We start from the raw sequence: 1,324 nt of genomic DNA, 5'->3' as shown, positions 1-1,324 counted from the left end.
GCATAAGCTAGCTAAGAAAAAATAAAAGAACGAGGAGAAGGGTTATGTTAAAAGGAAACTTATTTGACACATTTTATTCAAAGGAAGATATCGAACTGATACACGAGAGCGTGCTGAGAGTATTCAACGAAGTCGGCGTAAAGTTTGAATACGAAGAAGCACTGGAACTGTTCAAGAAACACGGCGCCCGGGTTGAGGGAGACCTGGTATTCATTCCAGAGGAATTACTCAACAAAGCATTGAGCACCATCCCGGAATCATTTGAAATTGTGGGACCAGAAAGCAAGCTGGAAATCGGAATCGGCAAAGGCTTAGTGGTCGCGCCGACCAACGGCTGCCCGAACCTGGAAGACTGGGACGGCAACTACCGCCAGACCAATGCAGACGATCTGGAAAACTTCTACAAAATCATCAACACCAGCGATGTTTACGGCATCTCCAGCCAGGTAGCCGCCGATATCCCAGGCTTTGAGAACTGCCCGACCGAATCCGCCCTGGCCCAGATGGCCATGATGGCAAAATATTCCAGAAAGCCCATGTACAATATCTTAGGGATCACTCCGCACAACTACAAACGCGGCAACGCCCGAGAAGGCGCGCGGGAATGCGTCCAGCTGATCAAGAAATACATGGATAACTTCGACGATTACGTCTGCTACTCCGGCATGTGCGTGCTGCCGCCGCTGACCGTCGGGACCGACGCGCTGGAACACTACTTCGCCTTCGCCGAAGAAAAACAGCCCATCACCATCACCACCTGCTCCATGACCAATATGACCGCGCCGCCGTCACTGATGGGCTCCATCGTCGCCGACTTCGCCAACATGCTGGCCGTGGCCGTGATGATCCAGCTGATCGAACCCGGCTTACCGGTGATCTTAAGCCCATTCTCATCCGTATCCGATATGCGTGAAGTCCGGCTGATGACCGGCGCACCCGAATTCCTGATGATCATGTCCGGCCACATCGCCATGGGCGATTACTACCGCATCCCCGTCCGCTGCTCCGGCGCCCTGGCCGACGGCTTCACCTACGACTACCAGGCCGGCGTAGAAAGCACCCTGGGCGCCCTGGCCGTGGCCCTGTCCAACGCCTGCATCCTGCCCCATGCCTCCGGCGACCTGTCCAACTTCAACCTGCTCAGCTTCCCGAAATTCATGATGGACGAAGAAATGCTGCGCTACATGAAACGGCTCCACGACGGCGTGGCCATCTCCGAAAAGAAAGCCAACGTCGAGCTGATCAAAAAGGTTGGGCCACGCGGCGTATACCTGAAGGGCAGAACCCCCAAAGACTACCGCGAAGAAACCTACCTCACCAGCCC

General features: G+C 54.8%; 1 protein-coding gene. It reads left to right on the top strand.

The window, feature by feature from the left end; all coding sequences use genetic code 11:
• Window positions 1-44: 44 nt before the first annotated feature.
• Window positions 45-1,324: trimethylamine methyltransferase family protein (locus DW091_RS19900; RefSeq protein WP_118519119.1), on the top strand; the 1,280-nt coding region annotated here is incomplete at its 3' end.

Source organism: Eubacterium sp. AM05-23, from assembly GCF_003477535.1.
Lineage (GTDB): Bacteria > Bacillota > Clostridia > Eubacteriales > Eubacteriaceae > Eubacterium > Eubacterium maltosivorans.
The sequence above is the reverse complement of the archived record's forward strand: the minus strand, read 5'-3'. Positions and strand labels throughout refer to the sequence as shown.